We start from the raw sequence: 26,181 nt of genomic DNA on the forward strand, positions 1-26,181 counted from the left end.
TTAACGCGTTTCGCTGATGAGTTGATAGAGATCACCGTATTGGCTATCGAACTCTTCGGTAATTCGCGCTTGAACACGGGTACGGAAGGCATCTACATCCAGACCTTCTTCCGGGCCAATAATCTGCATACCAGCCTCGGCAAGTTGCGCAAGGTCACTGGCTTCTGCTTCCTGCATGGCGGTGGTAGCACGTTCGCGTACTTCCAGAGCCGCTTCAGCAATAGCCGCTTGATTCTCGGGTGACAAGGACTGCCAAGTATCATCGTTAATGACGATGACCTGTGCGGCACTGATGTGCCCCGTCAGCATCATGTGGCTTTGTACTTCATTGAGTTTTGCGCTGACCACGACATTGACCGGGTTTTCCTGGCCTTCAACTACACCGGTTGCAAGTGCCGTGGGTACTTCTGACCAATCCACCGGCACTGGAATAGCGCCCATTCCTTCAACGGTTGCCATATAGATGGGGAAGGGAATCGAGCGAATCTTGACACCGGCTAAGTCGTCGGGCGTATGGATCTCCTGGTTGGCCGTAAGATGCCGGGTGCCAAAGTAGAAGGCATACAGCAAGCGTACGCCTGAGGCGGCAGCTAGTTCTTCGTTCAGCGTGCTCATAACCGAAGAGTCGACATCCATCACCTTCATAAGATGATCAACATCGCGATAAAGGTAGGGCGTATCAAAGGCGGCGAAAGGAGCGTAGAGGGAGCCAATAGCGCCCGCGGTATTGTGAGAAAGCGCAATGGAGCCTGTGGAAACCGCTTCGGCGAGTTCCTGCAGGCGACCTAGCTGGGAGTTGGGGTAGATCTCAACGGCCACATCGCCGTTTGTTTTCTCCTCAATGGCTTCTGCCAGCCATTCGGCCTGCATACCCGCAATAGAGTTGGGCGTATGCATATGTCCGTAGCGAAGAGTGACTTCCTGCGCGGTCACGCTTGTTGCACTTAGCGCGAAGACGCCTCCTATTAAAGCGAGATGGCTATTGCGAACTAGTTTAACTAGCATTGTTATTCTCCAGGCGATGATTGTTTTTTATTGTTTTGTAGCCAAGTGTTTTCCACCTGCTACTAACCAATAGGCTAGGGCAGGGCTGCTCTCTTAAGCAATGAGGAATTCATGATGGTTTTTGATGTAAAGCGTCCCTTGATACCTGACATTGCCATGGCCGCAGGTGTCTCAACGGCAACCGTGGATCGCGTTCTGAACAGACGGCCCGGCGTGCGCAAAGTTACGCTTCATCGCGTGCTGGAAGCGGCAGTTAAGGTGGGCTATTTAGGCGAAGAGGAGGTTAAAGTCCGCCTTGGACCCGCCTTTTCCAAGGTCGTGTTTTTATTGCCGCAGGGTACCAATCCCTATCTCACAGGCCTAAATACCTATGTAAGAGCCTTGGCCGAACAGTCGGTGGAGCCTCTTAAGGTGCGCAGCCACTTTATCGAAAGCTTCAACCCAGAGGCGTTGGTTCAGGCCTTACGGCGCTATGGCAAAACCTCCGATGTGGTGATTTTCATGGCCATCGAACATCCCAAGGTGCGCCAGGTAATCGATGAGCTGGTGAATGCCGGAAAACGCGTCGTTACCATCATTTCTGACCTGCCCACTTCGAACCGGCATGCCTATATTGGGATTGATAACTTTGCTGCAGGGCGTACCGCAGCCAAAGTAATGGGACGCTTTTGCCGTGCACCTCAAGGTAAGCTGGCGCTTGTGGCGGCGAGCCGCGCTTATCGCGCCCATATGGAAAGGGAAATGGGATTTTTGGCGCTGATTGAGGAGAGCTTTCCTCATTTAACGGTGATTGGGCCACACGAGGGTCATGATAACCGGGATGAAAACTACAATAATACGCGCCAATTACTGGATCAGCATTCTGATCTTGTCGGCATTTATAATGTTGGTGGCTCTTCTGATGGCATTGGGAGGGCGCTGCGAGAATCCGGTCGGGCCGATAATATCTGCTTCATAGGTCATGGTTTGACGCCAGATACACGCAAGATGCTCATTGAAGGAAACATGGATATGGTTATCACCCAGAACCCCACTGCCATCTATACCCGGGCAATAGAAGTGGCAAGTGGTGAAAAAATCGATAGCGGCGCTGTCTCGATGGAGATCTATTTTTCTGAAAATCTGCCTATCGTAAGCCCTTAGCAGCCGCTGTAGAAGGTTTTGATAAAGCCTCACCAAACCAGTGAAAATGCCTTTATCTTGCAGATCGTGGCGTCTTGCATGCCTCACCCGATATCTAACGTAGCAGGTGAGGCTCTCAAATGCGTTGGATGAAAGTCTTATTACTTACTTACCCACGCCTCATTAACCCGAACGTACTTGATTCGCTGGCGAAAGTACGTGAAAGCGATATGCAGGTCGCCTTCCTTGCCCTGAATAATCGTGGGGTAGGAGTACTCACGGTTTTTCTTTTCGGTCGAGTTATTGGTCATACAGTAACCGTCGCCGATTTCCAAGTCGCGGCGAATAGGCCAGCTTTTCCCGCCATCGGTCGAGATGGCAAGCGTCATGGGCGCCCGCGGTGCACCCCAGAAGGCGGCCTTGCCAGCTTTGCTGGCTTGATCCACTAGCTCACCGTGATCTTCTGAGTCTTCAATATCGTCATAAAGCGAGATGCGCCGCTCGGCGTTCGGGTCGGCTCGGCGATGGTTATACACCAGTGCCAGGTGACCATTGTCCAAGCAGGTGAACTGGATGGACGAGTTGTTGTTGGGCAGTTCGGTTGCCTCCGGGGCGCTCCAGGTCACGGCATCTTTTGAACGGCTCAGGTAGATGCAATCCGCCCAGCGGCTGCGATAAAGCGCGATGAACGAGCCCTCCTTGAGCGGCTGAATATTCATATGTACATAGCCAACACTTTCGGGAACGTCGTGCTGTTGCCAAGTGTTGCCAGCATCCTTGGAGACCATGACGGCGCTGATGTCGTCGTTTCCGGTCCAGCGTTCGCCTTCGGTGACACGGCACAGGAATACCGGAAGCACCCAGCTCCCATCCTGGGTGAACACCGGAGGCTGGCGGATAAATATGCCTGGCGTTTTAAATAAATCTTCTGTCTTGCTCCATGTATTGCCACCGTCGTTAGAGACACGTCGGCGTACAAGGGCGGTGTTCTGATGCCCGGATAGCTGAGCGGTGTAAATTAGCCACAGGGCGCCGTCGGGCGCGGTGAAAAGTACGGGATTCTGCTCGGAACGGGTCGCATCATTAGAGAGTTTGACAGGCTCGGACCACTGCGTTTCACCCTTGGCAAGTCTTGCCACAAAGATGGAAATGTCTGGCACCCCCTCCTGGGTGCCGCCAAACCAGGCACAGAGTAGGTCCCCGTTAGGCAGCTCGTGGAGAAATGAGGCATGGTTTTGCAGGCAGGGGGTGGGCAGGTAGGCTTCAAGGCGGCCACCGTCGATGGCGGCGGTATGTAGGCTACCCGTGGAAGTGTCTTGTGTTAGCGCGCTCATGCGTCATCCTTTTTACGGTATCAGGTGTGCTTGTTTTGATAGGTCGGGCGAGCTTTGATGCGGCGAAATGCAAGGCGCAGCAGAGGCCAGTAAAGAGGCAGTAGTGCAATCGCCCAGATCACGGCACTGATCGGCGTAATGAAATCCAGGTAGTTGCCACGGGTGATCAAAAGCCCGCGCGCAATCTCGCTTTCGATGATCGGACCCAGCGTCATACCTATGACGATGGGGGCGCGCGGAATACCGGCTTTAGCCATGTAGTAACCAAAGACGCCGACGCCCAGCATGACCAGAATATCCCATGGATTATTGCGCAACGCGTAAGCGCCGATGATGCATATCAGCAAAATGATCGGTAAAAGAATGCTCTCTTTCACCTGAAGCGCCCGAGAGAAAAGCTTGGCGCCTGGAAGGCCGATTAGCAGCACTATGAAATTGACGATGACAGTGGTGGCAAAAAACTGATAAACCAGTGGCGCATGGTCTCGCATTAATAGCGGGCCCGGTTGCAGGCCGTGAATCATGAAGCTGCCGATGATCACTGCGGTGACGGCACCTCCGGGCAAACCAAGGGTCAGCAAGGGAATCAAAGCGCCCACGCCCGAGGCGCTGTTGGCGGTTTCTGAACAGGCAATGCCTTCGGGCTCGCCCGAGCCGAAACGCTCACGGTATTTGGAAAGGTTGCGCCCCTGGCTATAGGAGATGAGCGAGGCCACATCGGCGCCAGCGCCGGGAATCGCTCCTACGATGGTGCCGATGCCGGTCGAGCGAAGCTGGGCGGGTATCAGCCGTCTCAGCAGCGGCCAAGAGGGCAAGACTTTGGAGACCTGCACAATAGGCTGAGTGCGATGAGAAATACGCTCGAAGCGCTGCATGATTTCTGGGATCGCGAACAAACCGATAATAACCGCAATGAAGGGGATGCCACCCATCAGGTAAGGCAAGCCCATCGTAAAGCGGGGCTGTCCATTGATTTCATCAAGCCCGACAGTGGCTAGAAAAAGCCCGAGCAGACAGGCAATAGCTCCCTTCAGGAACGACCCGCCAGAGAGTGAGGCGACGGCCATCAATGCCAGCACGGCAATGGCGCAATACTCGCGCGGGCCCAGCGAAAGTGCGAACTGCGAGATCGGATAGGCGAGGACGATCAGTATCAGCGAAGCAAGCACGCCGCCGATGAATGATGATATCGTACTGAGTCCCAGCGCGAGCCCCGCTTGCCCCTTACGTCCCATCGGGTAGCCGTCAAATACTGTGGTGACTGCCATCGCTGAACCGGGGATACCGATCACCGTGGCAGGAATCGAGCCACCAAAAACGGCGCCGATATAGATACCTAACAGGCAACTGATACCGGTGAAAGGGTCGAATACGAACGTTAATGGGCTTGCAATCGCCACTCCAAGCGAGGGAGATATCCCCGGCATGGCACCTACCACAATACCAATGGCGACCGCCCCGACCAGCAGCAGCAGAAGGATGGGATCCAGAAGGGATGCAAACCCTTGTATCAATAGCTCAAACATGCCGGGCTCCTTACCAGATCGATCCTAAGGGGAGGGGGATACTGAAGACGTGATAGAAAACCATGTAAGTGCTTACCGCGATCACCACATTGATGATTCCGATCTTGATCAGTCCAGTCACGCTCAACTCGGCGCGCAGCAACGCCATAATCAGCGAGGTGACCAGAATGGAGGTGAGAATAAAGCCTACGATATTCATCAGAAAGGGAAAGAGCGCAATGGCCAGCAGCGTAATGGGAATGGCATAGGCGCGACCGCGGGCCTGCTGGGCCTTGACGGCGATACCTCGAGTACCCTGATCGGCCAACGCGCCCAGAAGCGTCTTTGCGTCCTCTGAGCTACTGGAGTGCCAGGGCACCTGAACGTGCTGAAGCTGAGCGGTAAAGGCTGGCGCATTAAATGCGTCTTCAAGGCGCTTGGAGTTTTGCTGGCGAGTCACGCTTGCTTGGCCATTCGGTACGAAAAGTGCTGCCCATTCGCCGTAGATTAGCCCGCTGTTACCGGGTGTATTGCCGTCGAACGCTTCTAGCACCGTGAGCTCATTGGCCTGTAAGGACTCTTCCAGTTCGGAGCGAGCGGCGAGAACGGCGTCTATCTTACCCTCGGCTAGCGCTCCGCGTAGCGCCTCAAGCTCCATTGGCCGCCACTGCTTTTCAAAAGGCCCCGAAAGTTCTGGATGCTGTCGCAGCGTCTCCAGAAAGACGGTGTCATCAAGCAGGCTGTCGTAACCTATCTTAAGTTGTCCAGGCGTCTTGTTGGCGGTAGTAGTGCCAGCGCTTACCGCCAGAACGAAGGCATCGAAGTAGAGCAGGGTCAGTGGCGTAAAACCCCTCAAGTGCTCTTGTGCAGCCAGTTCTGAATTGACCTGGGTTGCCCGTGAAGAGGCGGCGAGAACTGAAGTATCGGGGTGACTTCGCTTGATAACACTCAGCGCTGAAAAACTACCCAGCCCCGCATGGCTCGAAAGGGCAAAACGGTGGCCATCTTGCGTGTTGAGCGACTCTGTCAGCGTCTTGAAGGTAGTGTCGTCTTCAGAGCCTTCGGGAAAATTAATAAAGATCTTATGGTGCGGATTGGTCAGGAATCGCACGAGTGCTACGAGCGTACAGCTGAGAAGGCCAACCAGCACGATGGTGGGAATAAAACCGGGACCGATAGTGCGGCGCATTTCAAACGGCATGCCCAGGGCTTGGGCAAGAAAATAACTTCCCGCTAATAACAGCAGAAGTAGTGTCCAAAACTCTATGGTTTTCACCCGGTATTTAAGGATCTGATAGTTCATCTAAGCGCTATCCCTACGAAGTGCAGGAGCATTCAGGCCGGGCCTGAATGCTCCTGCTTATGGGTCGTGGTTTACTGCTCCAACAGGCCAGCGGCGGTGGCAAACGCTTCGTTTTGGCGTGTGAGCCACGCCTTGAAGTCATCACCGGTGCGTAGCTGAACGTTAAAGCCGATACGGTTCATCCGTTCAACGAATGCTTCATCCTGAGCGATCTGCGTGCAGGCATCGATCAAATAGCTCTCAACGTCTTCAGGCAGGCCGGCCGGTGCGCCGATGGCACGGAAAAGGCCGATGTCCAGTGGGTAACCCTCTTCGGCAGAGGTGGGAACATCAGGCAGGCTTTTGGAGCGCTCGTCGCTGAAGAAGGTCAGCATGCGAAGCTGGTCGGCCTGAACTTGCGAGTAGGCTTCTGCATCGGAGACCACTGCACCATCCACATGGCCACCAATAACGGCAGTAATCGAGTCACCCGAACCAGAGTAAGGAATGAGCGTGGGGTCGGTGTCGGTAACATTGCCGGCCGAAAGTGCAATCAGCTCGCCAATGGAGGTGTAGCCCAGCGCAAGACGGTCGGGATCCTCCTGGGCGATAGAGACCCAATCCTCAAGGGTTTCGATGTCGCTGCTAGCGCTGACGGCAATGCCCACAGGCTCGGCGGAAAGCAGGCAGATCGGCATGAAGTCATCAATGCTGGCTGGAAAGCCATTGATGATGTGAGGGTTGCCGACCAGCGAACTGTTGATCATGGCAATGGTGTAACCATCAGGACGAGCCGATGAAGCGGCATGAAAACCCACCGCGCCGCTTCCGCCTGTGCGGTTGACCGGCAGAACATCTACGCCTGAGTACTCGGCCAGGGATTGAGAGAAAGCGCGACCCACCAAGTCATTGCCGCCCCCCTGACCAAACGGAATGACCAGTTCGATCGAGCGTTCCGGGTAATCGGCAAAAGCCGTCACAGGAACGAGTAGCGAAGTGGCGAGAAGTGCTCCAAGTGATTTACGTACCGTCATGTGACTCTCCGATTTTTTATTGTGCAGTGCATTGTGATTAAGGGCGTGATGCAGAAGGTCGCAAGCAATAAATATTTTCTATCGCGCTAGCGCTCCAATGCATACAAAATGATTGAATTGATCAAATCATGCATTTGCACTTTTGTCGTATATACTAAAGTAATCTTTATTAAATTATTATTATTTACAGCATGTTAGATTATAATTAATTGTTTCAGTCAATTGATATTAGGCGATCTGCTTGCGATATTTTCTCGAATCAATCATTTTTGTGATCGATTCAATCGAAAATGAATTCAAGGACATCAGGCTCATGACGCTATTCAAAGGGATTATTCCCGCCTTAATTACCCCCATGAACGACCGTCAGGCGGTAGATGAAGCCGCGCTGCGCACGTTGGTGGATACCTTAATCGAGAAGGGCGTTCATGGGCTGTTCGCGCTGGGCACCAACGGTGAGTTTTTCGCGCTCAACGAAGATGAAAAGTTGAAAGTCGCGCACATCGTCGTTGACCAGGCGCGGGGACGAGTGCCGGTCATCGTGGGTACCGGTGCCTTTACCACGCAGGGCGTGATCGATATGAATGCCAGGATGGAGCAGGTCGGCGTGGATGCCTGCTCGATTATCACCCCTTACTTCAACGCAGTGTCCCAGCACGAGCTTGTAGTTCACTACTCGGCAATTGCCGAGCAGACGAAGTTGCCCTTTATGCTATACAACATTCCGGCTAAAACCGGCGGCACGATCAGCGTTGATACCGTTGAGACGCTTTCGCACCTACCAATGGTGCAGGGCATCAAAGACAGCGGCGGCGATTTTGACCGGTTAACGCAACTAATCGGCCTGAAGCGCGACGACTTTGCCGTGTTTACCGGTACCGATTCGCTCATTCTATGGGGCCTTTTAGCCGGTGCCGATGGCGCGGTAGCGGCAACCACTAACGCCGTGCCCGATGTCGTGATGACCATCTATAACGCCTTCCAGGCGGGCGATATGGAAACAGCGCGTGAAGCCCAGGAAAAACTGCGCGTACTGCGTACCGCCTTTGGCATGGCCACCATGCCGGTTGTCTTGAAAGCGGCGGCCGAGTTGATGGGCATGCCCGCCGGTCCTACCCGCGCACCCGCACTCCCCCTAAGCGAGCAGCAGCGCCAGCAGCTTGATGAACTGATGCAGGTTTATCGCTGATGGCTGGGGAGCCGTCAATGCCTTTGGCAGGCACCACACAGCTTGTCATGCTAGCCGATGACCTTTCGGGTGCGGCGGACTGTGCAGTGAGCTACGCCAAGAGCGGATTGACCACCGCCATTGAGCTTACCCTGCAGAACAAGGCTGATGCGCAGGTAGTGGTCTTTGATACCGACTCCCGCCATCTGGCGGCCGACCAGGCCGCAACCCTGAATGTGCAAGCTTGGCGAGCGGTACGCAGCACGGATCTTAGGCTGTATAAAAAAATCGACTCGACGCTACGTGGCAACTGGGCAGAAGAAGTCGCGGCGCTCATTCCCGAGGCGGGAATGGCGGTAGTGGCACCGGCAATGCCTGCCATGAAGCGCTTTACTCGCAATGCCAGGCAGTACATCGATCAAGCCCCCGTTGAAGAAACCGAGGTATGGGGCAATGAAGGCCGTTCTGGCAAGGCGTCTTTAAGCGACATGTTGCACGAGGCAGGCGTTGACGCTGAGCACTTGCCGCTTGCCACGCTTCGCCAGTCATCCCCGGACGCGCTTGAGCAGTGGTTTTCAACGCATCAGCAGAATCACGTGGGGGCGGTGGTCATCGATGCCGAGAGTGATAGCGATCTTGACCGTATTGCTCAGGCAACGCAGCGCCTTGGCGGCATTTTCTGGGTGGGGGCGGCAGGGCTATCCAAGGCGCTTTGCCCCTATGTTCATGAACATCTAAAGACGCCTCATGAAAAGCGAGAGGCGGTTTTGCCGCTTTCCTTCACGGTAAAGGGCCCGGTTTTGATGGTGGTGGCCAGTATGTCACCTATTTCACATCGCCAGATTGATCAGTTGCTGAAGCAAAGTGGTGATGCGCTTGCGCATGTTCAGGTGGATATCACCACGCTAATGACCTCTTACACAGTACCTTCGACGCTGAAAAGGGCGCTGAATGCGCTTGAGGCGGGGCAAGACGTACTCGTGACCCTTGCTCAGCAAGCGCCGGACCCTTCCATTGACGGCTATAGGCTGTCGCAGCGTCTGGCCAGCCATCTGGGCGGCCATGTAGAACGGCTCGGTGCCCTAGTCGCCACAGGGGGGGAAACGGCCAAGGCGCTACTTAGTGCGGCTGGTATTGATCATCTGCGTCTGCTGGATGAGCTTGAGCCGGGAGTCGTGCTCTCAATAAATAATCAAGACATGCCGGTGGTCACCAAGGCAGGTGCCTTTGGTAATGAAGCCACGCTTTTTAAGGTCTGGCGTACCTTGGCCGATAAGCGCGAAGCCTGTTTATCTCACCGCTGAGCTTTTCCAACGACTTACTTCGGAGTAACAACACCAATGAGCTACCTTCCAGTCGTCGGTATTACCATGGGGGATGCCGCAGGTATCGGCCCTGAAGTCATCATGAAGGCGCTTGCCCATGACAGCGTACACGACACCTGTCGCCCGCTGGTGATTGGCGATGCAGGGCGCTTGAAAAAAGCCGGGCAGATTGTTGGCAGTCAGTTGACCCTGAACGTGATCGATGATGTCGACCAGGCGACGTTTATGCCGGGCACGGTGGACTGCATCGATCTTGGGTTGATTCCTGAAGACCTGCCGTATGGTCAGGTATCGCCGGTTGCGGGCGATGCGGCTTATCAGTTCATCGCACGTACCGTTGAGTTGACGCACAGTGGCGCGCTTGACGCCATCTGTACGGCGCCGCTTAACAAGGAGGCGTTGCACGCCGGTGGGCATATCTTTCCGGGGCATACGGAGATGCTGGCCCACCTGACCGGTATCGAAGAAGTCTCGATGATGCTGGTGGCGCCTAACCTTCGTGTGATTCATGTGACGACGCATATCGGGCTTCTGGATGCCATTAATCGCATCGAGCCGGGGCTGGTTAAACGTACCATCGAGCGGGCTCACGAAACGCTGGTGCGCTCAGGAATTGATCATCCGCGCATCGGTGTGTGCGGCATTAACCCCCACGCCGGTGAGAACGGCCTGTTCGGCTATGGTGAGGAAGAAGAGAAGATCGTTCCCGCGATCGAAGAACTCACCTCAAGGGGGTGGGACGTTCAAGGGCCGCTTCCCGCCGATACGCTGTTCTTCCGTGCTGGTCGGGGGGATTTCGACGTGGTGGTCGCCATGTACCACGACCAGGGGCACGGCCCGGTGAAAGTGATGGGGCTCGAAGCAGGCGTCAACGTGACCGTTGGGCTGCCAGTTATTCGTACCTCGGTGGACCACGGCACCGCGTTTGATATCGCCGGTAAAGGCATCGCTGATGAACGCAGCCTACTTGAGGCACTCAAGCAGGCCGTTGACCTTGCCAACCGCCGTGAAAAATCCGCTGCATCCCGTACCGCCAAGGAGAACATCTAATGAAACGTATCGGTTTTATCGGTTTGGGTCTGATGGGCGCCAATATTGCCCGTAACATCATGCAGGGCGGCTACCCGATGTCCGTCTTCGACCCGCGTCAGGAGAGCCTCGCGCCGCTTCTGGAACAGGGCGCACAGGCAATGGACTCACCCATGGCGCTGGCGCAGTGCTGTGATATCGTGTTTATCTGCGTACCCGGAGCGCCACAGGTCGAGGCGATTGTGGAGGGCGAACAAGGGCTGGCCCACGGCGCTCATGAAGGGCTAGCCATCATCGACTGCTCGACTTCCGACCCGACCCTGACGCGGCGCTTGAACGAAACGCTAGCCGCCAAGGGCACCGTCTTTATGGACGCCGCGCTGGGCGGTACCCCGACCCAGGCCGAATCCGGCGAGCTTCAGGCGATTGTGGGTGCCGATGAAGCCACCCTTGAAGCCGTACGGCCGGTGCTTGAGTGCTGGGCGGGCAAGATTTTGCACGTGGGGCCCGCCGGCGCTGGCCATACCATGAAATTGCTCAACCAGTTTTTGGCGATGGGCTACGGCGCGATCTACTCTGAAGCGCTGACCATTGGCGCCAAAGCGGGTGTGACACCGGAAGTATTCGACAGCGTCATTCGTGGCAGCCGTATGGACAGCGGGTTTTACCAGACGTTTTTCCAGTACGTGCTGGAACGCGATCGCAACGCCCACCGCTTTACGCTGGCCAACGCCGGCAAGGATATCCGCTACGTCGCTAACCTGGCGGATGATCTGAACGTGCAGGCGGGGGTCGCTCACGCTATTAAAGAACTCTACGCAAGCGCGCTTGACGAAGGCGCTGGTGAAAGCTTTGTCCCCGAGCTTTCTGATATCGTTGCTAAGCGTCATGGCGTCTCTTTTTCATCCTGATAACGGGTATTTGATACCGCTTTAAGGAGCCTCAATGAAAGTCGCCAAGCGACGCAGTGCCATGCTGGAGGCGGTTCACAATGGCATTACCGATGTGGAAACGCTTTGTGAGCGTTTTAAAATCTCTGAGGCGACCGTTCGGCGAGACTTGTCGTCGCTCGCCGACGAGGGGTACATCGTGCGCACCTATGGCGGTGCCGCCGCGGTAGTGGGCAAGCGTGAGCCGGAACTCTCGCTGGTTCAGCGCCAGCATGAACGGGGCGATATCAAGGTTCATCTGGCACGCGCTGCGCTTGAGCATATCGAGGATGGCGATACGCTGCTGCTCGACGGCGGGTCTACCACCACCGCACTTGCCAAGCTTCTAGGCCAGCGCCGCAGGCTTCATGTCTTTACCAACAACCTGGCTGCGCTACCCGCGCTGGCGGCTATCAGGGATTGTAAAGTGACGTTTCTAGGCGGGGATTTGCGCGCCGCCAGTATGACGACCTACGGCGTGACGGCCCAGGCAGCGCTTGAACGCTTGTCAGTGAATAAGCTATTCATGAGCGCTGACGGCGTGGTGGCGGACTTGGGGCTTTGCGAAGCAAGCGCGGAGCAGGCGTACCTGAAGGAGATGATGATCCGCCGCGCACTGCACGTGGTCGTGTTGGCTGACTCCAGTAAGCTTGGCAATGCACGTCAGCAGCACTGGACTCCCATGCTGAGCCACTGGACGCTGATTACCGATGATCAGGCCGGCGACGACCGGCTCGAAGCGTTCAAGCGTCGTCGCGCGGTCACCCTCGAAGTCGTTAGAACCTAGCCTACGGATAAACGCAGGAAGCATATTCATGCATATATTAGTGACAGGGTGCAGTTCAGGTATCGGTTTTGCGATATGTCAGCATCTGCTTGATCAAGGGCATAAGGTAACCGGCCTTTCGCGCCGCTCACCGCCGATTGAAAGTAAGGGTTTTCGCTGGGTAAGCGCCGATCTAAGCGCGCTGGCCTCTACTGGTCTTGAACTCGATTCAAGTGATTTTGATGCGTTCGTTCATGCGGCGGGCATCATGCACACGGGCAATATTCAGGCGTATGAACAGGAACTTGCCCAGCAAATGTGGCGGCTTCACGTCGATGCGCCGGCGCTGTTGGTCAAAAAGTTGCTGGCCGAGCAAGCCCCTTTGAAGCGGATTGTGCTGATCGGCAGCCGGACTCAACAAGGCGCGCTTGGCAAGAGTGCCTACGCCGCTTCAAAAGCAGCGCAACAGGGATTGATACGTTCCTGGGCCTTGGAACTTATGGCCAGCCACACCACGGTTAACCTGATCGCCCCTGGCGCTACGCGTACTCCCATGCTCGAAGACCCCAGTCGGCAGGGTGTTGCCCCCAAGCTGCCGCCCATGGGCCGTTTTATCGAGCCAGATGAAATCGCCGCTAGCGTCTCGTTTCTGCTGAGCGAGCAGGCGCGCTCCATTACCGGGCAAACGCTGACAGTTTGTGCTGGCGCCTCGCTTTAAAATCCTCAAAGCGGCGTCTTGCTCGCCTCGCCCGGTATCTCACGCACCAGGCGGGGCATCAAGAAACCGGGGAGATGCTCGCGAAGCTTGCTTACAAGCGCGCGCGCCTCGTCATCTGGCACATCGAAGTGCGCCGCGCCCTGGACCGGGTCGAGCACATGCAAGTAGTAGGGCAGTATGCCAGCTTCGAACAGGCGCTCGGAGAGGGCGGCAAGCGTATTTACTTCATCGTTGACCCCTCGCAGCAGTACGCTCTGGTTTAAAAGCGTGACACCTGCTGCTTTCAGGCGTGCACAGGCATCAACTACTGCCTGGTCAATCTCATTGGCGTGGTTGATATGCAGCACCATCACTTTTTGCAGGCGGGTGTTGCCAAGCCATTCAAGCAGCGCGCTATCCACCCTATCCGGAATCACCACGGGCAGGCGGGTGTGGATGCGCAGGCGTTTCAAGTGCGGTATGTGCTCCAGCTCGTTCACCAGCCAGGCAAGCTGGCGGTCGCTGGCCGCCAGCGGGTCGCCCCCTGAGAGAATCGCCTCATGAATGCTTACGTCACCGCGCAGGTAGTCAAGCGCCTCCTGCCACTGGGCGCGGGAGGGCGAGTTCTCGCTGTAGGGGAAGTGGCGGCGAAAGCAGTAGCGGCAGTTCACCGCGCAGGTGGGGCTGGCGATCAACAGCACCCGGCCTGCGTACTTGTGAATCAGGCCGCGAGCAGGGCGGTGGTCGGCCTCTTCCAAGGGGTCGGTCACGTAGCCTGCGGGTGCAAGCGTTTCATCGCCCAGCGGCAGCACCTGACGCAGCAGCGGGTCGTGGGGTGCGCTATAGGCAATTCTGTTCAAATAAGCGTCGGGCACGCGTACCTCAAACAATTTATGCCCGGTTTGCGCGCCTTTTAGCCATGTCTCATCAAGCCCCAAGCGCTGGCAAAGTACCTTGGGGTCGCGGATGGCATGGGAAAGCTGGTGTTGCCACGAAGGGGACTGCGTTTCACTTGCGCGCTCGTGATTATCCGAGGCAACGATCATAATGTTCTCCTGCAAAAAAGCCCTCCTTCGGGTTATCATGCGCCCACTTATTGAACGATGCGATGTGAACGGCGCGATATGAGTAGTGCTGCGCACGCAAAGCGCAGTATGCCTTCACGCATCGGTTACAGTAATCGATAACTGAAATAGATCATTGAGAGGCAACATGGCTAACTATTCTACCAATGAATTCAAAGGCGGTCTGAAAGTAATGCTCGACGGCGATCCTTGCTCGATCGTTGAGAACGAATTGGTCAAGCCGGGCAAGGGCCAAGCGTTCAACCGCGTCAAGTTGCGTAACCTGATGACCGGCCGCGTGGGCGAGCGTACCTTCAAATCCGGCGATTCGCTGGAAGGCGCCGACGTCATGGATCTGGAAATGGAGTACCTCTACACCGACGGTGATATGTGGCACTTCATGAAGACCGACGGCTCCTTCGAGCAGTATGCGGTAGAGAAAAAAGCCCTGGGCGATACGGAAAAATGGCTCAAGGAGCAGGTGCCCTATACCATTACACTGTGGAACGACAAGGCCATCTCCGTCACGCCGCCGAACTTTATCGAACTTGAAGTGGTTGAAACAGACCCGGGTCTAAAAGGCGATACCGCCCAGGGCGGTTCCAAGCCGGCAACGCTTTCTTCCGGTGCCGTGGTACGTGTGCCGCTGTTCATCAACCAAGGCGAAGTGTTGAAGATCGATACCCGTTCAGGCGAGTACGTTTCCCGCGCCTAAGCCACACCGTTAAATAAGTGCGTAGCCTTACGGTATTGGTTACGCACTTATCGGTACGTGTACTACCTTATTGCCACGCATTTGCGTGGCTTTTATTTTGTCTAAGGAGCGGTGATGGCCATTGATTGGCGGCCCAGTGCGGAAATCGCAACGCTGCGTGAGCGTGCTCGCTTGCTTGCCTGCGTGCGGGCGTTTTTTGCCGCGCGCGATGTTCTGGAGGTGGAAACGCCGGTACTGGGACAGGGTGGCAGTACCGATGTGCATCTGGTGTCGCTTGCCACACAGGCCCGTACCGACAAAGGGCAGCGGCGGCTATGGCTGCAAACCTCGCCTGAATTTCATATGAAGCGCCTGCTGGCAGCTGGCAGTGGGCCCATCTTTCAGCTTGCCCGCAGCTTTCGCGATGGTGAGATAGGCTCGCGGCATAATATTGAGTTCACCATGCTTGAGTGGTATCGCCCGGGTTTTACGCTTGCCGAGCTGATTGAAGAGGCGACTACGCTGGTGGCCGCCCTCATGCCGTCTTTTGCAAAGCCGGTAGTGAATTACCGCTATCGTGAGCTGTTTCATACCCGCCTGGCGATAGACCCCTTTACCATATCGCTTGAAAAGCTGCGCGGGTTGGCGGCGGAACGCGGTCAGATGCTCGCCGGCGCGCTTGCCAAGGAGAGCCGCGAAACCTGCCTGGATCTATTGATGAGCATGGTGATTGAACCCACGCTTGGCCGCGGCGAGCTGAGCGTGGTGATGGATTACCCGGCAAGCCAGGCGGCATTGGCGCGTCGGCATCAGGACGCCGATGGCGAATGGGTGGCGTCACGCTTCGAACTTTATCTGGAGGGTATTGAGCTGGCCAACGGCTACCACGAGCTGACCGATGCCAGCGAGCAGCGCGCACGCTTCAAGGAAGATAACACCGAGCGCCGCCGTCTAGGCCTGCCCGAAGTGGATATAGACGAGCGCTTGCTGGCCGCCCTTGAACATGGCATGCCGGAAGGCGCGGGCGTGGCGTTGGGCATCGACCGCCTTATTCAGCTGGCGTTAGGCAAGCCACGCCTTAAAGACGTGCTCGCCTTTGCCACACCTAATTGCTAGGGCTGAACGACGTCAAGGTTGAGTGAAAAATCGCCTAGGGTTTGGCCCATGCTGACCATTGTTTCCGGAGGGTAGTCTTCAAACGTGACCGGGTTGGCGAAGCACATTACCACGGTAGAACCGAGCTTGAACAAGCCCATTTCCTCACCGCGCTCAAGGGTGATCGGCTCATCGAAGCGCGTACGTTGAGGAACGCCTGCAAGCGGCGTGACCTGGCCCGACCAGACCGTTTCGATAGCGGCAACTACCATGGCACCTACCAACACCATGGCAAACGATCCATGGGGGCTATCGAAAATGCACACCAGACGCTCGTTGCGGGCGAATAGGTTGGGGACGTAGCTGGCCGTGGCCTTGTTCACCGAGAAGATTCGTCCGGGTACATAGATCATTTCGCGTAGCGTGCCGGTCATGGGCATATGCACGCGGTGGTAGTCTCGTGGCGAAAGGTAGACAGTCGCGAAGCTGCCGTTCATGAATTCGTCTGCCAGGGCAGCGTCCCCACCCAGCAGCGCCTGCGCCGAATAAAGATGTCCCTTGGCCTGTACCAGCTGGCCTTTTTCCAGGCGGCCATGACGTGACAGCGAACCGTCTGTCGGGCTGAGGATGCCTTCGCCCAAAGGGCGCGCATCGGCTTTTAACACTCGGGTGAAAAACGCATTGAAATTGGCATAGGCCGTTGGGTCGGACTCCAGGGCCTGGCTCATGTCAACGTTGAAGCGCTTGATGAACGTCTTGATAAGCGCATTTTTCAGCCACGGCACCTCGCTGCGCGCAAAATAGCCGGTCAGACGCGAGATAGCATGATGGGGTAGCGGGTACTGAATTAATGAAAAAACTTTTTGAGGTAGCGTCACGTTAATTACTTTTCACAGTAGTAAACCCTGGAAAGGGATGGTTACTTTTCAATCGGCGTATCGTCGCGGTTGCCCCATTCGCCCCACGAGCCCGCATAACCGCGGATATTGAACCCGAGCGCTTTACCCACCAGCCAGGTAAAGCTGCTGCGGTGATGGCTCTGGCAATGGGTGGCCACTTCCATGTCCGGCGTCAGGCCCATGGCCTCAAGTTCGGTGATCAACTCGGCGTAGTCTCGAATACGCAGTGCACGGTTGCGGTCCATGGCGTTCAGCCAATCCATGTTCACCGCACCCGGAATATGACCAAGATGTTTGTTGTTGCCTTTCTCGCCATTGTACTCACCCGGTGAGCGGGCATCCCAGACCGCAAACTGCCTGTCATCCAGCTTCTGCTTGATTTCATCGCAGGTGATCAGCGCCTGGGGATTGAGAATCTCGGCGTGGTACTCGCTTGGCGTGGGTAGGGTCTGCTCGGTGCTCTCATCTAGGCCGTCATCGCGCCAGGCATGAATGCCGCCGTTCAGGTAGGAGTAGCGGGTGTGACCGATCAGTTCCAGCGTCCATAAAAGCCGTGCCGCCCAGCCGCCGCCTTCATCATCATAGGCTACCACATGGGTGTCGCGGGTCAGGCCGAGTGCGCTGAACAGCCGAGATAGAAACTCGACATCGGGAACATCGTTGGGCACCGGGCCTTCGCCGCGCATAAGGTAGCGAAAATCCAGATAGACCGCACCCGGCACGTGGCCCTGACGGTAGCTGTCCGGGTTCACCGGCACATCAATAATCAGAAGCTGAGGGTCGTCCAAGTGGCGCTTGAGCTGCTCGGGTTCAACGATCAAGGGCAGCAGGTTCGATTCCGATGATGGGTGCGCGGTATTCATGGGCAGCTCCTTTAAAAGTCAGGCATCTAGACTATCGAGAATCCGTCGATAGCTGGCAAAACGTTCTGGGTGAATCTTGCCTGTCTCTACCGCTTCAAGTAAAGCACAGCCCGGCTCTTCCCTGTGGCGGCAGTCACGAAAGCGGCAGTGGCCAAGAAAGGGACGAAACTCGATAAAACCGTCGGTCACGTCCTGCTCGGACAAGTGGATCAGGCCAAACTCGCGGATGCCGGGGGAGTCAATCAGTTCGCCGTCGGTGACTTCATCACGGTTCATGGTGTAGAGGCGGGCGGTGGTCGTGGTATGCGTGCCCTTGCGCGAGTCCTCGGAAAGCGCACCGATGCGTAGTGACTCATCGGGCAGCAGCAGGTCGATCAGGGAGGATTTACCCACGCCGCTTTGCCCCACGAATACCGACGTGCGGCCTTCAAGTTGCTGGCGCAGGGGTTCGAGACCCTCTTCATTGGCCGTGGTGGTACGCACCACCGGGTAGCCCAGCGCACGGTAACGCTCCAACAGCTTGCCAAGCTCCCCGCCATCTTCCGGCAGCAGGTCGATTTTGTTAAGCACCAATACCGGTGCAATACCGGTGGCTTCGGCTGCGACCAAATAGCGGTCAATCAGGTTGGGGTGTGGCGCTGGCTCAACGGCAAAGACAATCAAAATCTGGTCGATATTGGCAGCGACCGGTTTAAGTTGACCGCGCGCATCGGGGCGCTTGAGGACGCTGTCACGCTCTTCGCGAGCTACTACAACACCCGAGCCCTCCTGGCCGGCCCGCCAGATGACCCGGTCGCCGGTGACCATCCCCTCCAGATTGGCACGCAGGTGACAACGCACCGGGGTGCCCTCGGCATTGCGCACTTCAAGCGTGCGCCCGAAATGGGCCATCACCCGGCCTGGTTGTTCGGCACCGTATTCGCCGGCGGCAAGTTTTTCAGCGTCACGCACGTCACGCTTTTCAGCGCGGCTTGCACGCTCTGCCTGGACCTTGTCGACTCGCCATTGCTGTTGGCGACTTAATTTACGTTTGCTCATGGCCACCCAATGCTCGGTACAATGGGGGTAGTGTACCTGTTAACTGACGCCGGGTAACTCGACCCGTTGGCTATCCTGGAGAAAAACATGAGCAATAGTAGCGAACCACGCAGCGATCTGCTGGTATGGATTGACCTGGAAATGACCGGTCTGGATCCTGAAAAAGAGCGCATTATCGAAGTGGCAACGCTCGTTACCGATGCGGATTTAAACGTGGTGGCCGAAGGCCCGGTGATCGCCGTCAAGCAGCCCGATAGCCTGTTGGCGCAAATGGATGAATGGAATCAGAAAACGCATGGCGAGTCTGGGCTGATCGCGCGGGTGAAGGCAAGCCAGGCGGATACCTCGAAAGCCGAGCAGCAGACGCTGGATTTCCTGAGCCAGTACGTCGTGGCAGGCTCGTCGCCCATGTGCGGTAACAGTATTCATCAGGACCGCCGTTTTCTGGAGCGTGAAATGCCCGCGCTGTGGAGCTTCTTTCACTACCGCAATCTGGATGTCTCAAGCGTCAAGGAGCTTGCCAAGCGCTGGAATCCGGGTGCCTTGGCTGGGTTCAGCAAGCGCAACGTGCATCTGGCGATGGAGGATATCAAAGAGTCGATTGCCGAACTGGCTCACTACCGCAGCACGTTCCTGCGCGTGGCGGGTGAGCAGGACGAAGAAGAGTAGGGTACCGCTGAGTCTCAGGAGACGGCAGTGGCAATGCGCGCGCCGCGCTTGAGCCGCTGCTCCTCCAGCGCCCAGGCCACGTGCTCGCGCACAAGCTGGCTTGGGTAGGCGCGGCGTGCCCAAAGCGCGGCTTCCACCGCCTCGCTCCAAGGGGCGTTGCCGAGGCCAACAGCAAGGTTTCGAAGCCAGCGCTCGTAGCCAATGCGCCGAATCGGGCTGCCAGCCGTCTTGTCCAGAAATTCCTCTTCGCTCCAGGCAAACAGGCTGATCAGCGAGGCGCGATCCAGGTCGTGACGGGGGGCGAAATCCTGCTCGCGGCTGATGCGGGTAAAGCGCGTGAACGGGCACACCAGCTGGCAGTCATCGCAGCCGTAAACCCGATTGCCCATGGCACGGCGAAATTCCACCGGAATGGCGCCGTGCAGTTCAATGGTCAGATAAGAAATGCATCGGCGCGAGTCAACCACCTTGTCATCCACGATGGCGCCTGTCGGGCACGCCGTGCGGCAGGCGCTACAACTGCCGCAGTGCTCCTGCTCAAAGGGTGGGTCGATGGGCAGGGGCAGGTCGGTATAAAGCTCGCCCAGAAAGAACAGCGACCCCGCTTTGGGGTTGAGTAGCATGGCATTTTTGCCAAACCAGCCTAGACCCGATTTTTGTGCCAGGGCACGCTCCATTACCGGGGCCGAATCCACGAAGGCGCGGTAGCCAAAGATACCTACTTCTTGCTCTATCTTCTTGGCAAGCTGGGCAAGCCGCTTGCGCATCAGTTTGTGATAGTCGCGGCCTAGCGCATAGCGTGAAACATAAGCGTGGTTCGGCTGACCCAGTATCTTGGTAGTTTCCACCTCTGGCGGGAGGTAATCCATGCGCACGCTAATTACCCGCTGCGTGCCGGGTTCAAGCTCGGCCGGGCGGGTGCGCTTGGTACCATGTTTGGCCATAAAGCCCATTTCACCGTGGTACTCTTTGGAAAGCCAAGTGTCGAGATGCTGTTCGTGGGTATCCAGCTGCGTATCGGTAATGCCCACCTGCTGAAAGCCAAGCTCCCGGCCCCAGGTCTTTACCAGGTCGGCCAGGCAGGCGAGCTCTTCATAGGTCATGGCTTGGCTTGAGGGTGCAGAAGTCGTGGAGCTGGGCATCATCAGTCTACGGTAAAGCGGTTGGCACGCTATGCTAACGCATTGTCCGCCACCACAACATGCGAAAGGAGAAATCGTGTTCACTTTAAGTGCTTCCACACTACGCCCGCTATTCAAAGCCGAGCAGGTTCGTGAACTTGACCGCCGCACCATTGCTGGGGGAATTGAAGGGTTTGCCCTCATGCAGCGGGCCGCTTCCAGCGCCTGGCACAGCTTTCGGGCACGCTGGCCTCAGGCGCGAAGCGTAACGGTGGTGTGTGGTGGCGGTAACAACGGTGGGGATGGGCACGTGCTGGCCGCACTGGCTATCCAGTCTGGGCTCAAGGTGCAGCGTATTTCGCTTAAACCTCTCGCGACTCTCAAGGGCGACGCTGCCCGAGCGGCCGAACTTGCCACTTCCGCCGGAGTAGGTTGCGAAGAGTGGCACGCTGAGTGTGTGTTTACCGGCGACGTGATTGTTGATGCCATGTTGGGAACGGGGCTGCGCGATGAAGTCACCGGACCAGCACGGCAGGCAGTTAGCGCAATCAACGCCGCCAAGCGCCCCGTGCTGGCGATCGATATTCCCTCGGGCCTGTCGGCCGATACCGGCGCGGTGCTGGGTGAGGCGGTGCAGGCTGATGGGACGGTAACGTTTATTGGCGACAAGATTGGCCTGCATACGGGCGATGCGCCTGACTATACCGGAGAGATCGATTTCCGACCGCTGGGTGTCAAGGCGCAGGCTTTTTTTGATATCCCGCCCTTCGCCTGGCGCCTTGATGAAACTTGGCTAACTGAAGCTTTTCCGCCACGTTCGCGCACCAGTCATAAGGGTGATATGGGCCACGTGCTGGTATTGGGCGGGGCACCGGGCTTCGGCGGCGCAGCACTTCTGGCTTCTCAGGCCGCCGCACGGTTGGGCGCGGGGAAAGTGAGTCTGGCGACGGCCCCTGCGCATATCACGGCAAGCTTGGTGCGTTGCCCCGAAGTCATGGCGCATGGCGTGCGTGGCGGGGCGGATCTTGATGAGTTGCCTCAAAAAGTGGATGTGCTAGTAGTTGGCCCTGGAACGGGGCAGGCGGCCTGGGGGCAGGCAGTACTTCAGCATGCTCTGGCATCCACCGCGCCACTTGTTGTGGATGCCGATGCGCTTAACTTGCTTGCCAGTCATTGGCCAAATGAGCGGCGCGATAACTGGATATTGACCCCACACCCCGGCGAGGCTGCCCGCTTGTTAGGCTGCTCAACCGCTGAGGTGCAAAAAGATCGTCCAGCGGCTGCCCGTTCCTTGCAGCAGGCTCGGGGAGGCGTGGTAATTTTAAAGGGCTCAGGCAGTTTAATTGCCGGGCCCGGCGGGCTTGCAGTATGTCCCTATGGCAACCCCGGCATGGCCAGCGGCGGCATGGGCGACGCACTCAGCGGTATGCTGGGCGCACTTGTCGCCGAGCGCGGCGAGGTCGAGCAGAGCGCCTGGCTGGGTACGTTGGTACACGCGCTTGCCGCTGATCGGGCTTCAAAGGGTGCAGGAGAACGTGGCTTGCTGGCAAGTGATCTGGCATCCTATGCGCGAGAATTGATCAACCCGTAAAGGCAGCCCGCATGCAGGTGCAATTGGATAATGAAGAGGCGCAGGTCGCCTTTGGTGAAGCGCTGGGACGCGCATTGCAGGGGCGTGGGCGCATTTATCTGGAAGGTGATTTAGGCGCCGGCAAGACGACCTTGACGCGCGGTATCTTGAGGGCCTATGGGCACAAGGGCGCAGTGAAAAGCCCGACTTATACGCTGGTAGAGCCCTATGAGCTGGGTGATCAGCGCATCTATCATCTGGATTTATACCGCCTGGCTGACCCTGAAGAGCTTGAGTTCATCGGTGGGCGCGACGTGCTGTCAGACGATGCCGTGTGCATTATTGAGTGGCCAAGCCGAGGTGAAGGGTGGCTGCCTACCCCCGATCTACGCCTCTCGCTTGCGGTCGCCGAGGTAGGTCGTCAGTTGACGCTAAGCCCGCACAGCGAGCGTGGCGAATGCATCCTTTATGGGCTGTCATCCGCAATGCCTTTTACGCAGTCACAAGACGGTGCCCTTCATGGCAACAAGTAGCAAAATGACCAACTTGATGCGTTTGTTGGCGCCAGGGCTGATCGTACTGATGGCAGGCGTATCGCCTTCTCACGCCGCGAACGTTGAAAGCATGCGCCTGTGGGCGGCACCCGATCACGCACGCTTGGTATTTGATCTTTCCGGGGCTACCCATGCCAACGTTTTTTCGCTTGCGAACCCAGACCGGCTGGTCATCGACCTGGACGAAAGCCATCTGGATACCGATGCCTCAACATTGCCGTTGGAAGGTAGTGCCATTGAGGCTGTGCGTACCGGCGTACGCGACGGTGGCGGGCTACGCGTGGTGCTTGAGCTAAACCGTGTGGTTGAACCACGCCATTTCGTGCTGCCACCCAACGATCAGTATGGTCATCGCCTGGTGGTCGACCTGGAGTATCCAGGCGAAAGCGCGGTTGAAAACCCCATCGACCCCATTGAGGCGATGATTCGCGACCAGGAAATGATGGCTCAGCGCAGTAATACCCAGGCTCAGGTTCAGGCCCAGGTGCCGGGCAGTGAGGCTTCGCCTGCGGTGCCTGCTCCAGCGTCTGTTGAGGTTCAGCCCGCCCAGCCTCATCCGCAGCGCGATATTATTATTGCCATTGATCCAGGGCACGGCGGCGAGGACCCGGGTGCGATTGGTCCCGGTGGTACGCGAGAGAAAGATGTGGTGCTGGATATTGCCCGCAAGTTGGCCGCGGATGTCAACGGCACTCCGGGCTTCAAGGCCGTGCTGATTCGAGATGGTGATTACTATATCGGGCTGCGGCAGCGCACCCAGCTAGCCCGCGAGCAAAAAGCCGACTTTTTTGTCTCCGTGCATGCCGATGCCTTCACCAGTCCACGCCCTGAGGGAAGCTCGGTGTACGCACTTTCCCAGCGAGGGGCAACGTCTGAAACCGCTCAATGGCTGGCCGATAGCGAAAACCGAGCCGACCTGATTGGCGGTGTTGACGGTAACCTGTCGCTGCGCGACAAGGATCAGGTGCTGCGTGGTGTGCTGCTTGATCTGACCATGACCGCCACGCTGAACGACTCGCTGTCGATTGGCGGGCAGGTGCTTGAGCAGTTAGGGCGGATAAACCGGCTGCATAAGTCGCGTGTGGAGCAGGCGGGTTTCATGGTGCTCAAGTCGCCGGATATTCCCTCACTGCTGGTCGAGGTCGGGTTTATTTCCAACCCAGGCGAAGAGCGTCGACTGCGTGATCCTGTCCATCAGCAAGGGCTTGCCAATGCCATCTTTAGCGGGCTGCGTGCGCACTTTGAGCGTAACCCGCCGCCGGCCAGTCTGCTTGCGTGGCAGCGTGACCATCAGCGCCGGCCCACCGGTAACGAATATCGCATTCAGTCAGGTGACACGCTCTCCTCGATTGCGGTACGCCACGGGGTACCGGTGGGTCAGTTACGTCAGGTGAATGATTTGAACGGTGACGTTATTCGCGTTGGTCAGGTCTTACGTATTCCCAATTCTTGAGGTGTCAGGTGTCCGAGTCGAGTTCTTTGCCACCGCGTATTCATGTTCTTGACCCTCGGCTGGCGAACCAGATAGCCGCGGGGGAGGTGGTCGAACGTCCGTCGTCGGTCACCAAGGAGCTAATTGAGAACGCCATCGATGCAGGCAGTCAGCGTATTGAAGTGGAAATCGAGCAAGGCGGCGCCCGGTTGATCAAAATCCGTGATGACGGTATCGGCATTGGTGAACAGGATTTGCCGCTGGCACTGGCGCGTCATGCCACCAGCAAGATCGGCAGCCTGGAAGACTTGGAAGGCGTCAGCTCGCTAGGGTTTCGCGGTGAAGCACTGGCCTCCATCAGTTCGGTGTCGCGGCTTGAATTGGTTTCCAACGCGGAAGAAGACCCGCGTGGCGGTTGGCGTGTGGTGGCTGAAGGGCGAGGTATGGAGGCAAGAGTAACGCCTGCCCCGCACCCGCGCGGTACCAGTGTCTCGGTTCGCGATCTGTTTTTTAATACACCTGCAAGGCGCAAGTTTCTGCGCACCGAAAAAACTGAGTTTGCCCATGTGGAGGAGGCGTTCCGGCGTCAGGCGCTGTCACGCTATGACATCACCTGGGTGCTTCGCCACAATCAGAAGGTGGTACATCAACTGCCTTCGGGACTCACGGCCACTGCTCAGGAGCGGCGTATTGCCTCGCTACTAGGTAAAAACTTTATCGAGCATGCGCGCTATATCGAACGTGAAGCGGGTGGGCTGCGCCTGAGTGGCTGGGTGGGTTTGCCCACCCATTCACGCTCACAGGCGGATCAGCAGTACTTTTTTGTCAATGGCCGCGTGGTACGCGACCGGCTTGTGGCTCATGCGGTTCGCCAGGCTTACCGGGACGTGCTGTACAACGGCCGACACCCGGTGTTTGTACTTTATCTGACGCTTGACCCCGACGTGGTTGATGTCAACGTGCATCCCACCAAGCACGAAGTGCGCTTTCGTGATGGCCGCATGGTTCACGATTTCCTCTACTCAAGCCTGCATCACTGTCTGGCATCATCCAGTCCTTCTGAGGACAGTGAAGAAGCCGCTGGCGCCACAGAGCAGCCGGTGGCTGACCCGGCTTTAACCGAGATGAAGAGTGGCGCGCCGCTGCAGGCCAGCCAACCTGAGCCAGCACAATGGCAGCAGCAGGGAATGGCGCTTGCCCCGCCGCAAACGCCTGCTCGCCATCTAGGGGCTGAGAAAGTGCGCCGTTTTATGCAGGGCTACCAGGCGCTGCATCCCGATCACGAAGAGACGCTATTGACTCCCCAGGCGCCGGGTGCATGGGCAAATGAGGCCAAGCCTGCCAATGAAGTGCGTGAAGTGCCGCTTGCCATGCCTGAAGGCGACCCTACCAGCGCACCACCCCTAGGATTTGCGCTGGGTCAACTGCACGGGATCTACATTCTGGCGCAAAATGCCCAGGGGCTGGTGCTTGTCGATATGCACGCTGCTCACGAGCGGATCGTGTATGAACGCATGAAAAACCAGCTGGCGGATGCCGAAGCTATTGATACGCAGCCGCTGCTGGTGCCTGTCTCATTGGCGGCCAGTCGGGCAGAGGTCGCCACGGCGGAGAGTGAGCAGGAGGCCATTTCCAAGCTAGGCATTGAGTTGGATGTGGCCGGCCCGGAAACCTTGCTGGTGCGCCAGTTGCCAGCGCTGCTTGCCCACGCCGACCCCGAAGCGCTGGTGCGTGAGATGCTTGAAGAGCTAGCCCGCTTTGGGCGCACTCATCAAGTAGAGACGCGTATTCATGAGCTACTTTCGACCATGGCCTGTCATGGCAGCGTGCGCGCCAATCGTCGTCTGACCATTGCCGAGATGAATGCACTTTTGCGTGACATGGAGCGTACAGAGCGTAGCGACCAGTGCAATCACGGGCGGCCGACCTGGACTCAAATGAGCCTGAAAGCTCTGGATAAATTGTTCTTGCGCGGTCAGTAGTTTT

The 26,181-nt window shown here is 57.2% G+C and carries 24 protein-coding genes; 14 read left to right on the top strand and 10 right to left on the bottom strand.

The features are described 5' to 3' along the window. Positions 1-1,005, bottom strand: coding sequence for a TRAP transporter substrate-binding protein (locus tag ELY25_RS00940; RefSeq protein ID WP_126949430.1), 1,005 nt, complete (start codon positions 1,003-1,005; stop codon positions 1-3). A 111-nt stretch (positions 1,006-1,116) separates the two neighbouring features. Between ELY25_RS00940 and ELY25_RS00945 the strand changes: the two genes are divergently transcribed. After that, a complete protein-coding gene (locus ELY25_RS00945; RefSeq protein WP_126949431.1) occupies positions 1,117-2,148 on the top strand; it encodes a LacI family DNA-binding transcriptional regulator in 1,032 nt (343 codons plus the stop codon). A 140-nt stretch (positions 2,149-2,288) separates the two neighbouring features. Here ELY25_RS00945 and ELY25_RS00950 read toward each other — a convergent pair whose 3' ends face one another. The 4 genes from ELY25_RS00950 to ELY25_RS00965 form a co-directional block, all read right to left on the bottom strand. Then, on the bottom strand, positions 2,289-3,461 hold the full coding sequence (locus tag ELY25_RS00950; RefSeq protein WP_126949432.1) for a sialidase family protein: 1,173 nt from the start codon (positions 3,459-3,461) through the stop codon (positions 2,289-2,291). Between the two features lie 20 nt (positions 3,462-3,481). Further along, complete coding sequence (locus tag ELY25_RS00955) at positions 3,482-4,987, bottom strand: tripartite tricarboxylate transporter permease (RefSeq protein ID WP_126949433.1); 1,506 nt, start codon at positions 4,985-4,987, stop codon at positions 3,482-3,484. Positions 4,988-4,997: 10 nt separating this feature from the next. Beyond that, positions 4,998-6,269 (bottom strand): tripartite tricarboxylate transporter TctB family protein, encoded by a 1,272-nt coding sequence (locus ELY25_RS00960; protein WP_126949434.1) that lies wholly within the window; start codon positions 6,267-6,269, stop codon positions 4,998-5,000. Positions 6,270-6,340: 71 nt separating this feature from the next. Continuing rightward, positions 6,341-7,282: a Bug family tripartite tricarboxylate transporter substrate binding protein gene (locus tag ELY25_RS00965; RefSeq protein ID WP_126949435.1), complete on the bottom strand. Its 942-nt coding sequence runs from the start codon at positions 7,280-7,282 to the stop codon at positions 6,341-6,343. A gap of 313 nt (positions 7,283-7,595) precedes the next feature. On the opposite strand from ELY25_RS00965, the gene dapA reads away from it, so the two are divergent. Genes dapA through ELY25_RS00995 form a run of 6 tightly spaced genes read left to right on the top strand, consistent with a single transcriptional unit; the run spans position 7,596 to position 13,217 of the window. Next, positions 7,596-8,471: a 4-hydroxy-tetrahydrodipicolinate synthase gene (gene dapA, locus ELY25_RS00970; RefSeq protein ID WP_126949436.1), complete on the top strand. Its 876-nt coding sequence runs from the start codon at positions 7,596-7,598 to the stop codon at positions 8,469-8,471. Between the two features lie 17 nt (positions 8,472-8,488). Beyond that, positions 8,489-9,754: a four-carbon acid sugar kinase family protein gene (locus ELY25_RS00975; RefSeq protein WP_185859149.1), complete on the top strand. Its 1,266-nt coding sequence runs from the start codon at positions 8,489-8,491 to the stop codon at positions 9,752-9,754. A gap of 36 nt (positions 9,755-9,790) precedes the next feature. Beyond that, entirely contained in the window at positions 9,791-10,825 is a 1,035-nt protein-coding gene (gene pdxA / locus ELY25_RS00980) for a 4-hydroxythreonine-4-phosphate dehydrogenase PdxA (RefSeq protein ID WP_126949438.1), read from the top strand. Further along, complete coding sequence (locus ELY25_RS00985) at positions 10,825-11,715, top strand: NAD(P)-dependent oxidoreductase (RefSeq protein WP_126949439.1); 891 nt, start codon at positions 10,825-10,827, stop codon at positions 11,713-11,715. Before pdxA ends, ELY25_RS00985 begins: the two co-directional genes overlap by 1 nt. Before the next feature lie 34 nt (positions 11,716-11,749). Further along, positions 11,750-12,520: a DeoR/GlpR family DNA-binding transcription regulator gene (locus tag ELY25_RS00990; protein WP_126949440.1), complete on the top strand. Its 771-nt coding sequence runs from the start codon at positions 11,750-11,752 to the stop codon at positions 12,518-12,520. 28 nt (positions 12,521-12,548) lie between these two features. Then, the gene (locus tag ELY25_RS00995; RefSeq protein WP_126949441.1) at positions 12,549-13,217 is read left to right on the top strand and encodes an SDR family NAD(P)-dependent oxidoreductase; all 669 of its coding nucleotides are present in this window, start codon (positions 12,549-12,551) and stop codon (positions 13,215-13,217) included. 5 nt (positions 13,218-13,222) lie between these two features. Here the strand turns inward: ELY25_RS00995 and epmB are convergent, their stop codons facing one another. Further along, a complete protein-coding gene (epmB, locus tag ELY25_RS01000) occupies positions 13,223-14,242 on the bottom strand; it encodes an EF-P beta-lysylation protein EpmB (RefSeq protein WP_236995611.1) in 1,020 nt (339 codons plus the stop codon). A 166-nt stretch (positions 14,243-14,408) separates the two neighbouring features. Here epmB and efp point away from each other — a divergent pair, with 166 nt between their 5' ends. Together efp and epmA are read left to right on the top strand one after the other, a co-directional pair. Next, a complete protein-coding gene (gene efp, locus ELY25_RS01005; protein WP_106373189.1) occupies positions 14,409-14,975 on the top strand; it encodes an elongation factor P in 567 nt (188 codons plus the stop codon). Between the two features lie 114 nt (positions 14,976-15,089). Continuing rightward, positions 15,090-16,070: an EF-P lysine aminoacylase EpmA gene (gene epmA, locus ELY25_RS01010; RefSeq protein ID WP_126949443.1), complete on the top strand. Its 981-nt coding sequence runs from the start codon at positions 15,090-15,092 to the stop codon at positions 16,068-16,070. On the opposite strand, the gene asd is transcribed toward epmA, so the two are convergent. From asd to rsgA, 3 genes are read right to left on the bottom strand one after another with little or no spacing between them, the layout of a single operon-like run. After that, complete coding sequence (gene asd, locus ELY25_RS01015; protein WP_126949444.1) at positions 16,067-16,927, bottom strand: archaetidylserine decarboxylase; 861 nt, start codon at positions 16,925-16,927, stop codon at positions 16,067-16,069. The genes epmA and asd overlap by 4 nt on opposite strands. A 41-nt stretch (positions 16,928-16,968) precedes the next feature. Beyond that, positions 16,969-17,811, bottom strand: a complete 843-nt coding sequence (locus tag ELY25_RS01020) for a sulfurtransferase (RefSeq protein WP_126949445.1) — start codon at positions 17,809-17,811, stop codon at positions 16,969-16,971. A gap of 18 nt (positions 17,812-17,829) precedes the next feature. After that, complete coding sequence (gene rsgA, locus ELY25_RS01025; protein WP_126949446.1) at positions 17,830-18,849, bottom strand: small ribosomal subunit biogenesis GTPase RsgA; 1,020 nt, start codon at positions 18,847-18,849, stop codon at positions 17,830-17,832. Between the two features lie 87 nt (positions 18,850-18,936). Between rsgA and orn the strand changes: the two genes are divergently transcribed. Further along, positions 18,937-19,518 carry an oligoribonuclease gene (gene orn / locus ELY25_RS01030; RefSeq protein WP_126949447.1) on the top strand — a complete coding sequence of 194 codons (582 nt, stop codon included), beginning with the start codon at positions 18,937-18,939 and terminating at the stop codon, positions 19,516-19,518. A 14-nt stretch (positions 19,519-19,532) separates the two neighbouring features. Here orn and queG read toward each other — a convergent pair whose 3' ends face one another. Further along, positions 19,533-20,660 (bottom strand): tRNA epoxyqueuosine(34) reductase QueG, encoded by a 1,128-nt coding sequence (queG, locus tag ELY25_RS01035; RefSeq protein WP_236995612.1) that lies wholly within the window; start codon positions 20,658-20,660, stop codon positions 19,533-19,535. 76 nt (positions 20,661-20,736) lie between these two features. Between queG and ELY25_RS01040 the strand changes: the two genes are divergently transcribed. Genes ELY25_RS01040 through mutL form a run of 4 tightly spaced genes read left to right on the top strand, consistent with a single transcriptional unit; the run spans position 20,737 to position 26,177 of the window. Beyond that, on the top strand, positions 20,737-22,230 hold the full coding sequence (locus tag ELY25_RS01040; RefSeq protein ID WP_126949449.1) for an NAD(P)H-hydrate dehydratase: 1,494 nt from the start codon (positions 20,737-20,739) through the stop codon (positions 22,228-22,230). Positions 22,231-22,241: 11 nt separating this feature from the next. Continuing rightward, a complete protein-coding gene (gene tsaE, locus ELY25_RS01045) occupies positions 22,242-22,742 on the top strand; it encodes a tRNA (adenosine(37)-N6)-threonylcarbamoyltransferase complex ATPase subunit type 1 TsaE (protein ID WP_126949450.1) in 501 nt (166 codons plus the stop codon). 16 nt (positions 22,743-22,758) lie between these two features. Continuing rightward, the gene (locus tag ELY25_RS01050; RefSeq protein ID WP_422822363.1) at positions 22,759-24,216 is read left to right on the top strand and encodes an N-acetylmuramoyl-L-alanine amidase; all 1,458 of its coding nucleotides are present in this window, start codon (positions 22,759-22,761) and stop codon (positions 24,214-24,216) included. An 8-nt stretch (positions 24,217-24,224) separates the two neighbouring features. Next, positions 24,225-26,177, top strand: coding sequence for a DNA mismatch repair endonuclease MutL (gene mutL / locus ELY25_RS01055; RefSeq protein WP_126949452.1), 1,953 nt, complete (start codon positions 24,225-24,227; stop codon positions 26,175-26,177). The last annotated feature ends 4 nt before the right edge of the window (positions 26,178-26,181 follow it).

Origin of the sequence: Vreelandella populi, assembly GCF_003989825.1 — a bacterium.
GTDB classification, from domain to species: Bacteria; Pseudomonadota; Gammaproteobacteria; order Pseudomonadales; family Halomonadaceae; genus Vreelandella; species Vreelandella populi.

Bases quoted from the DNA above. Each gene is read 5' to 3' on its own strand.
- dapA (WP_126949436.1), top strand. From the start codon at position 7,596: ATGACGCTATTCAAAGGGATTATTCCCGCCTTAATTACCCCCATGAAC.
- ELY25_RS00955 (WP_126949433.1), bottom strand. From the start codon at position 4,987: ATGTTTGAGCTATTGATACAAGGGTTTGCATCCCTTCTGGATCCCATC.
- ELY25_RS00975 (WP_185859149.1), top strand. From the start codon at position 8,489: ATGCCTTTGGCAGGCACCACACAGCTTGTCATGCTAGCCGATGACCTT.
- ELY25_RS00950 (WP_126949432.1), bottom strand. From the start codon at position 3,461: ATGAGCGCGCTAACACAAGACACTTCCACGGGTAGCCTACATACCGCC.
- efp (WP_106373189.1), top strand. From the start codon at position 14,409: ATGGCTAACTATTCTACCAATGAATTCAAAGGCGGTCTGAAAGTAATG.
- ELY25_RS00940 (WP_126949430.1), bottom strand. From the start codon at position 1,005: ATGCTAGTTAAACTAGTTCGCAATAGCCATCTCGCTTTAATAGGAGGC.
- pdxA (WP_126949438.1), top strand. From the start codon at position 9,791: ATGAGCTACCTTCCAGTCGTCGGTATTACCATGGGGGATGCCGCAGGT.
- ELY25_RS01050 (WP_422822363.1), top strand. From the start codon at position 22,759: ATGCGTTTGTTGGCGCCAGGGCTGATCGTACTGATGGCAGGCGTATCG.
- ELY25_RS00995 (WP_126949441.1), top strand. From the start codon at position 12,549: ATGCATATATTAGTGACAGGGTGCAGTTCAGGTATCGGTTTTGCGATA.
- epmB (WP_236995611.1), bottom strand. From the start codon at position 14,242: ATGATCGTTGCCTCGGATAATCACGAGCGCGCAAGTGAAACGCAGTCC.
- orn (WP_126949447.1), top strand. From the start codon at position 18,937: ATGAGCAATAGTAGCGAACCACGCAGCGATCTGCTGGTATGGATTGAC.
- ELY25_RS00945 (WP_126949431.1), top strand. From the start codon at position 1,117: ATGATGGTTTTTGATGTAAAGCGTCCCTTGATACCTGACATTGCCATG.
- ELY25_RS00960 (WP_126949434.1), bottom strand. From the start codon at position 6,269: ATGAACTATCAGATCCTTAAATACCGGGTGAAAACCATAGAGTTTTGG.
- ELY25_RS00990 (WP_126949440.1), top strand. From the start codon at position 11,750: ATGAAAGTCGCCAAGCGACGCAGTGCCATGCTGGAGGCGGTTCACAAT.
- rsgA (WP_126949446.1), bottom strand. From the start codon at position 18,849: ATGAGCAAACGTAAATTAAGTCGCCAACAGCAATGGCGAGTCGACAAG.
- tsaE (WP_126949450.1), top strand. From the start codon at position 22,242: ATGCAGGTGCAATTGGATAATGAAGAGGCGCAGGTCGCCTTTGGTGAA.
- ELY25_RS00985 (WP_126949439.1), top strand. From the start codon at position 10,825: ATGAAACGTATCGGTTTTATCGGTTTGGGTCTGATGGGCGCCAATATT.
- epmA (WP_126949443.1), top strand. From the start codon at position 15,090: ATGGCCATTGATTGGCGGCCCAGTGCGGAAATCGCAACGCTGCGTGAG.
- queG (WP_236995612.1), bottom strand. From the start codon at position 20,660: ATGCCCAGCTCCACGACTTCTGCACCCTCAAGCCAAGCCATGACCTAT.
- ELY25_RS01020 (WP_126949445.1), bottom strand. From the start codon at position 17,811: ATGAATACCGCGCACCCATCATCGGAATCGAACCTGCTGCCCTTGATC.
- ELY25_RS00965 (WP_126949435.1), bottom strand. From the start codon at position 7,282: ATGACGGTACGTAAATCACTTGGAGCACTTCTCGCCACTTCGCTACTC.